Here is a 7,761-nt window from a genome sequence, read left to right on the forward strand (position 1 = left end):
AGACCTTGCCGACGCGGATCTGCTGGCCCGTGGGGTCGGCGCTGCCGAAGAGCTGCGAGCGCACCGTCTCGCCGATAATGCAGCGCGCCTGGCCGCGTTCCTCGGCAGGGGTGAAATTGCGGCCGAGCGCCAGGTTCCAGTCCTGCGCGATGAAATAATCGTTGGTGGTGCCGGAGACGCTGGTGGAATGGTTCTGGCCGCCGAAAATCACGGTCGCCGTCGACTGGTTGAGCGGCGCCACGGCCCTGAGGCCGCCGATCTGGTCGCGGATGGCCGCGACGTCCTTGACGCTGAAGCGCTTAGCCTCGGAGCTCGCCCGGCCGGGGCCGAACTGGCCGGGACGGACGAACAGCATGTTGGTGCCGAGCCGCGACAGCTCGGTCGAGACCTGCGCAGTCGTGCCGTTGCCGATCGTCACCAGCGCGATGACGGCGGCAACGCCGATGACGACGCCGAGCACGGTCAGGAACGAGCGCAGCATGTTGCGGCTAATGGCCCGCAGCGCCAGCTTCAGCGTCTCAAAGAACATGATCCGCCCTCCTCCGGTGCTCGACTTCCGTCTCCAGCTTGCCGTCGACGAAACGCAGCAGCCGCTGCGCATAGGCGGCGATATCGGGCTCGTGGGTGACCATGACGATGGTGATGCCCTGCTCGCGGTTCAGCCGGGTCATCAGATCCATGATCTCGACGCTGGTCTTGGTGTCGAGATTGCCGGTGGGCTCATCGGCGAGCAGCAGCGCCGGCTCGGTGACGATGGCGCGGGCGATGGCGACGCGTTGCTGCTGGCCGCCTGACAGTTCCTGTGTCTTGTGATGCTCGCGCCCGGTCAGGCCGACCAGCGCCAAGGCTTCGCGGGCCCGCTCGCGCCGCTCGCGCACCGCCATGCCGCGATAGATCAGCGGCAGCTCGACATTCTCGACGGCCGAGGTGCGCGACAGCAGGTTGAAGCCCTGAAAGACGAAGCCGAGCATGTGGCGGCGCAGCAGCGTCAGCTGGCTGCGATCGAAGCCGCTGGTCGGGATGCCTTCGAAGATGTAGTCACCGGCGCTCGGCACGTCGAGGCAGCCGAGAATGTTCATCGCCGTCGATTTGCCGGAGCCAGACGGCCCCATGATCGCGACGAATTCATGGGCGTTGATCGCAAGATCGACGTGGTCGAGCGCGCGGATCGCCGCCTCGCCCTCGCCGTAGATTTTCGAGACCTGCCTGAATTCGATGAGCGGCGGGCTTGCCATCCGTCTCTCCGCCTAGTTCGCACGCGCCGTGGCGTCGGTCACCAGTGCGTCGTTTTCCTTGATGTCGCCGGAGACGACCTGGGTGAACTGGCCGTCGGATGAGCCGACCTGGATGACAACAGGCACTGGCCGGCCGTTGCGCAGGACCCAGACGCGGCGTTGCGTACCCGTCAGCGCCGGACCGGCATTGTTGTTACGCTGGCGTGGCGGGCCAAAGATGCCGAAAATGCCGCGGCCGCGCCTTTCCGCCTGGGCCGGGGCGTAGCGCAGCGCAGCGTTCGACACCATCAGCGTGTCCTTGACGGCCTCGACGGTGACATCGGCCGTCGCCGTCATGCCGGGGCGCAGCAGCAGGTCGGCATTGTCGACGGATAGAACCGCCTTATAGGTCACGACATTGTTGACCACTTCGGAGGCGAAGCGGATCTGCTCGATCTCGGCGGGAAAGGTCCGGTCGGGATAGGCGTCGACCGTGAACTTCGCCTTCTGGCCGACGGCGATCTGGCCGACATCGGCCTCGTCGACATCGACCTGCAGCTCCATCTTCTTCAGGTCGCCGGCGATGGTGAAAAGGATAGGCGCCGAAAGCGAGGCTGCGACCGTGGCGCCCGGATTGACGGAGCGGGTGAGGATGACGCCGTCGATCGGCGAGATGATCTTTGCCTTGGCGAGATTGACCTCGGCAAGCTGCAGGTCGGCCTCCGAGGCCAGGACCTCGGCCTCGTTGATCTGTTTGGCGGCGACGGCGGAATCATATTTGTAGCTGGCGTCGTCGAGGCTCTGCTGGGTGGAGACGTTGCTTCTGACCAGGCTCTTCAACCGCTCGAGAGAGGTGCTTGCGGATTGCATATCGGCATTGGCCTTGATGACATTCGCCTTAGCCGAATTGAGCTTGGCGCGCGAGCTCTTCACATCCGCCTCGAGCTTGTTCGTATCGAGGAGGGCGAGCACTTCGCCTGATTTGACCGTGCTGTTGTAATCGACATTGACGTCGCGGACCGTGCCGGAAAGCTCGCTCGATATATCCACCTGCTCGGTCGGCTGTACGGAGCCGGTGGCGGTGACGAGCACCGTCAGATCACCGCGTTTTGCCGGCTGGGTGGCATAGCTCACTTCGCTTTGCCCACGGCCCATATAGAAATAAGCGGCGACTGCTGCGGCAACGATGAGAATCAGCAGGATGATCAGGCGTCCGCGCCAGCGGCCACGCTTGCCCTGCCGTCCCGATGCGGCAAGGACCGCTGCCAGATCGGATGCTGCGCCTGTCTTTGCTCCGGTCTCGCTGCCGCTTACGATTTTGTTCATGTCGTCCTCAATCCGTCAGTGGCCGCCTGCGGCCTCTGCGGTGAAATAATCACAACGCAGATGAACCGGCGATTAGCGTGCCGCCGAACTGGCACGGAATCCGGTTGGGTGAAATGAAATATTGGTAAGAAAAGTCAAGTTTCGGTGCGCTTGCTCCCGATGGCGACGCCCTTTAGCAGCCGTCAATCCGCATCCTCGGCAAATTGGCCGGCGCCTGGCAAAGGATGCAGCCACGGTTCCCGCCGCTTGATCCAGACTTCATGGCTAGGCACAAGGTCGGTCGGCGCGCTATCGAGGGATCCCAGGCGGATTTCCACCGCCGCCTCCTGCAGGCAGAAAAGCCTGCTGCCACAAACGGGGCAGAAGCTGCGGCCTGAAAAGGTGGCGATCTCACCGCTGTAGGAAAAAGCCTGGCGCGGCCAGACCGCGAAGACGGTGAAGGCGGAACCACTCGTTTTGCGGCAATCGGCGCAGTGGCAGAGGCCGACGCGAAGCGGCTCGCCTTCCACCCTGTAGGCGACCGCCCCGCAAAGGCAGCTTCCGGTTCGTATCTCCATAGCGCCCGTCAGGCGTCGAGATTGGTCGGCAGGCCCGGCGGGCGCCGCTTTGCCGCCATTAACAGGTCGAGTTCGGTGGCCGACGGGCCGAACTTGTCGTAGAGGCGCTTTGCCTCCTTGTCGTCCAACCGGTATTTCCTGGCAAATTCGCCGATGCTATAAGGGCGGCCACGCAACACTCTCCGCGCCGGGGTCGCCGTATTCGGTGCGTCGGTCATGGTTTTCTCCTTTTCGTCAGGTATCCCTTAAGCTAGAGCGACCCGTCGATTTGGAAAGAGCCGGCGAGCCGTATCAAGGCTTTCCGGCGTGGATGGATGCGGTTGTTTTCCTGCAACCTTTTTCGCCGACATGCGCATTTTTTGATCGAGGTTGCGGGCCGCGCCAAGCAGACGCAGCGGTGCCAGCCTGTGCTGCGTGCCGCACAAAAACTCTAACGTGCGGATACAAGGGGCTGCCTGAGCAGGCCGACGACAACCGTGAGCGCGTCCCGGGCTTCGACGTACGCTCGGCGCGATCAAGGAACAACGATTGCCATGGTTAGAAAGCCGCTTTCTCGAAGGTATTCGACGAGTTCGGAAAATGGGATCATGGCGATGGTGAAGAGAGAATCTCTTGATGTCACCAGCAGCGCCCGGTTGGAAATCGCCGGAGCCTGCCCCCACTCAAAATTGGAGAAATTGGGCCAGAACAACGGTGTGCGCCTGGCGTATTCCGCATATGGCTCGGCGAAGAGGTGAGACAGATATACGGCCTCCCGCTTCGCCGTATATCTGAACACAAGATAGGCGAGCAGCGTGAAAATTCCGGTGAAAAGCAGACTCCCAAACACCAGGCAGACACCGCTGATCATGCAGAGCGAAAAGAGATAAAGAGGGTTGCGCGTGATCGAATAAGGTCCCTCGGTCACAAGCGCGGAATTCTTTCGACCTCCAATATAGATGGTCGACCAGATCCGTCCGATTATGCCAAAGGCGATCAACAATGTACCGAACTGAGCGAGCAGGGTCAGAAAAAGGCTTTCAGATCCAAGGCCCGGATGCGCGATGAGCTGGAAGGTGACGAAAGCAACGGTCAGCACCCAAAAAGCAAAAATTCGCCGCTTCTGCTTGAAAGGGCGGTCGGAGGAAGTCGTATAAGCCATCAATATTTCCGTTCTCTATAAAGTCTTCGAAACGCTCTGCAGGCTGTGCCTCAGAGCGAGGTTGAATTCGGGGGTCGAGACAACAATCAGCTATCCGCAATCCCTCTGTTTGCAGGGATGCTTTTCCTGAGCGCGCCACTCCTTGACGAGTTGGCGGCGGTTTCCCGGATAATGATCGTCCAGGAAACTGACGGTCATGACGTGGTCAGCTTGGAAGATGCGAAAGTCGCCCTGCAGTTCGCACCAACCTGCGATAAATCGCTGTGAATCAATAAATCCCAGCATGATTGGCCATATGGTCCTTTCGGCCACGGCCCCGCTTCGATCTTTGTGCGTGATGCTTATCTTTCGCTGCTCGCGCATCGCTCGCCTGACCTGCGCCAGATCAACAACCGATGAACCTTTTTCAGAACGACCAACAAAGAACGTGTTGTCGTCCAAGCCCCGTCGCAGGTCGGGGGGAAGCACACCGCCGATTTTTGCGAGCGCGTTTTGAACAGCGTGCGCCAAAGCATCGTCCGTGTGCCGACTAACCCACTGCGCGCCAGCGACAAGCGCCTGGATCTCTTCTTCCGTGAAAGACAGAGGCGGCAAAAGGAAGCCCGGCTGCAGTAGGTAGCCGACCCCGGGCTCTCCATCGATATCGGCGCCCATGGCCTGCAGCGTCACGATGTCACGACGGATGGTCCGCAGCGAAACGCCGAGCTCGCGCGCAAGCGTCAAGCCGGCCACCGTTCCGCGGTGACGACGAAGAACTTGCATCAGGTCAAATAATCGATGGCTTCGTGACACGCTCAATCCATCATGACGAGGGCTTTTCCGGCGAGCTTCCGTCCGGACTCAAGAGCCGTGATGAGTGGAATGGCTTCGCTGAGGGGCACGATCTCGGCGATCGGAAGGCGAAGATTTTCGTCCTTGGCGGCACGAGCGATTCTATCGAGGATCTCGGACCTCGGTGTGCACACCACAACCTTCAGCCTTCGGTTGAACATTGACCGAATGAATTTCCCCGGCGTGGGATTGAGGTCGACGAACCGGCCATTCTGACGCAAGAGCCCAAGCCCCACGGCGTCCGTCATCGTCGCAGCCGTGTCGTAGACCACATCGAAACGCTCGCGAACCGTCGACAAATCAGTTGTCCGATAGTCGAACACGGTTTGAACGCCGAGGGCCCGCGCCCGTTCCGTCGCCACCGCGCTGCAACTGCCCGAGACTTTTGCGCCCAGAATCTGCGCGATCTGCACAGCCGCTTCGCCCACCGCACCGGTACAGCCATTGATGAAGACGTGCTCGCCGGCAGTCAGCTTCGCTTTGTCGACCAGCCCATTCCAAGAAGTGGCTCCAGGCGTTCCGAGACAGGCCGCCTCCTCAAACGAAACGGTGTCGGGCTTCTGGGCCAAGAAACTGTCCTTAGTGACGACAGCCTCTCCCAGGGCGCCGCTCTCCTTGAACCGGGCAAGACCGAACACGGCATCGCCGATCTTGAAACGCGTCACCCCTTCACCGACCGAAATGACCGTCCCGGAAATATCCATCCCCATTGCGCGAGGAAAAGCCCTTCCCGTAACGATCTTCATCCGTCCCGCCCGCAGCTTCCAATCGATGGGATTGATCGCTGCAAACTTGATCTTGACTGCCACTTGTCCTTTACCCGGCGAAGCCAGTTCGAACTCCTCGAGCCGCATGAGATCGGGGCCGCCGTACTGGTGATATTGAATACGTTTCATGGTGGTCATTCTTCCTGTTTTGCTGAAGGCACGATTGTGACGGTGGCAACCGCCGCCAGCCCGGGCAGCGCCAGCGGCCCGATGACCAGGCGACCTCCCTGCCCGCGCTTGACGGGGATGCTTGGGGATCGCATGGACATCCGCGGAGGCAATTTCCGGCGTCGCCGCGAAGTCTGATGACCATGGCTTTCCTGAATTCCGTCACGTCGATGCAGGTTAGACCACCACGGTGCCAGATTCTGGCACCATCGTTGGTGTGACGTCGTCCGCTTGGAGATCTAGCGGCCGAGCAGCGATCTTCGGGAGGGATTGCCGCGACCGGTCACGGCAATCCACACCCATCAGGAGCGGCTGTTCATGCGCTCGAACAGGGCTTCGCCCATCCGGCGCGTGTCCGCGGAGATGCCGACGAGGATCTCATTCTTATCCGCTTCAAGCTGCGCCAGCGCATCGGCAGCGAACTCTTCCGAGGAGACCATCATGCGGCTTGCTGTGCCTTCGCTGCGCGTACCACCGCCGAGAGCGGTATCGACGATCGGTGGCGCGAGTTCGATCACCCGAATTGCTGTGGATTTCAACTGATGGCGCAGGCTGAGCGTAAAGGAGTGGATCGCGGCCTTGGTGGCGCAATAGACCGGCACATCGGCCATCGGCGAAAAAGCGAGGCCCGAGCTGACGTTGATGATGAACGCATCCTCTTGCTGCCTCAAGGTGGCGAGCAGCTCGGCGATCAGATGGATCGGCGCCGTCAGATTGATCGCCACTTCCTGATCGAGAGTGTCGATCGCCGGATCACTATTGAAATCACGCCGATGCTGAACGCCGGCGTTGTTGACGATGATATTGAGTGCCGGATGGTCCGCCTTCAGCCATTCGACCATTGAATGGCGGCTCTCGCCGTCGGCAACGTCGCAAATTCGGGTGATCAGCGCAGGCAATTTCTCTTGTGCCTTCCGCAGCGCGGCTTCGCTTCTACCGCAAATGATGACGTGATTGCCCTTTTCGGAAAGGCGTCGCGCCAGCGCAAAACCGATGCCGGTTGCGCCGCCAGTGATCAAAATTGTGTTGCCTGTAAGATTCACGGTCGTCCATCCTTCCAACAATTGAAAAGGTGCGCCGACGATGACGTGGTATCAGCGGACACACCTTTGCGACCGGCAAGCCGGTCTCAGGTGTCGCGGATACCCTTGGAGGGAGAATTGCCGTCCCTTGAGACGGCGACCGGGCTACCATCCGGTCAGCACTCTTTCGACAGGTCGTTCCTAGCAGAATGCCGATCGAACCGCAATCGGACACCATGTTCCGGTGCGCCGAGTTACGCCGCCTACTGATGTGAGCAAGGACGGATGTCCGTTTAAACCATCTTCCAGCCGAGCGCCGTAAGAGCAAAAGGCTTTCGTAGTAGACCGAAACTCTGTGACCGGCCGGATTGATGATTCACGCTCATAAGTTCATGCGATTTACGGCGCCTAATCATGGCTGGGCGCGCACCCTATATTCAGAGCATAAGATCGAGAAGCAGTATGAAGGCTGCGGCCGACACAAGCGGAGAGCGAAGATGAACTGGTCGGATGACGAACTCAGCGAGATCGATCAGGCCGACGATCTGAAAATCGCACCGTTTCGCGAAGATGGCGCCACCTATGGCACCCCGACCTGGATCTGGGAGGTCGTCGTCGAAGGCGCGCTTTACGTGCGCGGCTACCATGGTCAGAAGTCCCGGTGGTATCAGGCGGCGCTCGACCAGAAGGCCGGACGGATCATTGCCGCCGGGATGACGCGCACGGTCGCCTTCG

General features: G+C 60.6%; 10 protein-coding genes. 1 reads left to right on the top strand and 9 read right to left on the bottom strand.

From position 1 onward, the window contains the following. From FY112_RS09995 to FY112_RS10035, 9 genes are all read right to left on the bottom strand, one after another. Window positions 1–529 (bottom strand): ABC transporter permease (locus FY112_RS09995; RefSeq protein ID WP_181018194.1); only part of this gene is annotated, 529 nt, incomplete at its 3' end. Next, complete coding sequence (locus tag FY112_RS10000; RefSeq protein ID WP_003539566.1) at window positions 519–1,235, bottom strand: ABC transporter ATP-binding protein; 717 nt, start codon at window positions 1,233–1,235, stop codon at window positions 519–521. The genes FY112_RS10000 and FY112_RS09995, both read right to left, overlap by 11 nt. 12 nt (window positions 1,236–1,247) lie before the next feature. Continuing rightward, a complete protein-coding gene (locus FY112_RS10005; protein WP_151518305.1) occupies window positions 1,248–2,540 on the bottom strand; it encodes an efflux RND transporter periplasmic adaptor subunit in 1,293 nt (430 codons plus the stop codon). 182 nt (window positions 2,541–2,722) lie between these two features. Then, complete coding sequence (locus FY112_RS10010) at window positions 2,723–3,097, bottom strand: GFA family protein (protein WP_131622657.1); 375 nt, start codon at window positions 3,095–3,097, stop codon at window positions 2,723–2,725. A gap of 8 nt (window positions 3,098–3,105) precedes the next feature. Beyond that, on the bottom strand, window positions 3,106–3,315 hold the full coding sequence (locus FY112_RS10015; protein ID WP_003539563.1) for a hypothetical protein: 210 nt from the start codon (window positions 3,313–3,315) through the stop codon (window positions 3,106–3,108). Window positions 3,316–3,611: 296 nt separating this feature from the next. Beyond that, complete coding sequence (locus FY112_RS10020; RefSeq protein ID WP_151518306.1) at window positions 3,612–4,238, bottom strand: isoprenylcysteine carboxylmethyltransferase family protein; 627 nt, start codon at window positions 4,236–4,238, stop codon at window positions 3,612–3,614. A 90-nt stretch (window positions 4,239–4,328) separates the two neighbouring features. Next, the gene (locus FY112_RS10025; RefSeq protein ID WP_151518307.1) at window positions 4,329–5,036 is read right to left on the bottom strand and encodes a YafY family protein; all 708 of its coding nucleotides are present in this window, start codon (window positions 5,034–5,036) and stop codon (window positions 4,329–4,331) included. Further along, the gene (locus FY112_RS10030) at window positions 5,033–5,965 is read right to left on the bottom strand and encodes an NAD(P)-dependent alcohol dehydrogenase (RefSeq protein ID WP_151518312.1); all 933 of its coding nucleotides are present in this window, start codon (window positions 5,963–5,965) and stop codon (window positions 5,033–5,035) included. The genes FY112_RS10025 and FY112_RS10030 overlap by 4 nt, the downstream gene beginning before the upstream one ends. Before the next feature lie 341 nt (window positions 5,966–6,306). Next, on the bottom strand, window positions 6,307–7,047 hold the full coding sequence (locus FY112_RS10035; protein ID WP_151518308.1) for an SDR family oxidoreductase: 741 nt from the start codon (window positions 7,045–7,047) through the stop codon (window positions 6,307–6,309). Window positions 7,048–7,523: 476 nt separating this feature from the next. Between FY112_RS10035 and FY112_RS37575 the strand changes: the two genes are divergently transcribed. Continuing rightward, a partial coding sequence (locus FY112_RS37575; RefSeq protein ID WP_246700644.1) for a DUF2255 family protein occupies window positions 7,524–7,761 on the top strand: 238 nt, incomplete at its 3' end.

Source organism: Rhizobium sp. PEPV16 (genome assembly GCF_008919455.1).
GTDB classification, from domain to species: domain Bacteria; phylum Pseudomonadota; class Alphaproteobacteria; order Rhizobiales; family Rhizobiaceae; genus Rhizobium; species Rhizobium leguminosarum_Q.

Bases quoted from the DNA above. Each gene is read 5' to 3' on its own strand.
- FY112_RS10000 (WP_003539566.1), bottom strand. From the start codon at position 1,235: ATGGCAAGCCCGCCGCTCATCGAATTCAGGCAGGTCTCGAAAATCTAC.
- FY112_RS10005 (WP_151518305.1), bottom strand. From the start codon at position 2,540: ATGAACAAAATCGTAAGCGGCAGCGAGACCGGAGCAAAGACAGGCGCA.
- FY112_RS10010 (WP_131622657.1), bottom strand. From the start codon at position 3,097: ATGGAGATACGAACCGGAAGCTGCCTTTGCGGGGCGGTCGCCTACAGG.
- FY112_RS10015 (WP_003539563.1), bottom strand. From the start codon at position 3,315: ATGACCGACGCACCGAATACGGCGACCCCGGCGCGGAGAGTGTTGCGT.
- FY112_RS10020 (WP_151518306.1), bottom strand. From the start codon at position 4,238: ATGGCTTATACGACTTCCTCCGACCGCCCTTTCAAGCAGAAGCGGCGA.
- FY112_RS10030 (WP_151518312.1), bottom strand. From the start codon at position 5,965: ATGAAACGTATTCAATATCACCAGTACGGCGGCCCCGATCTCATGCGG.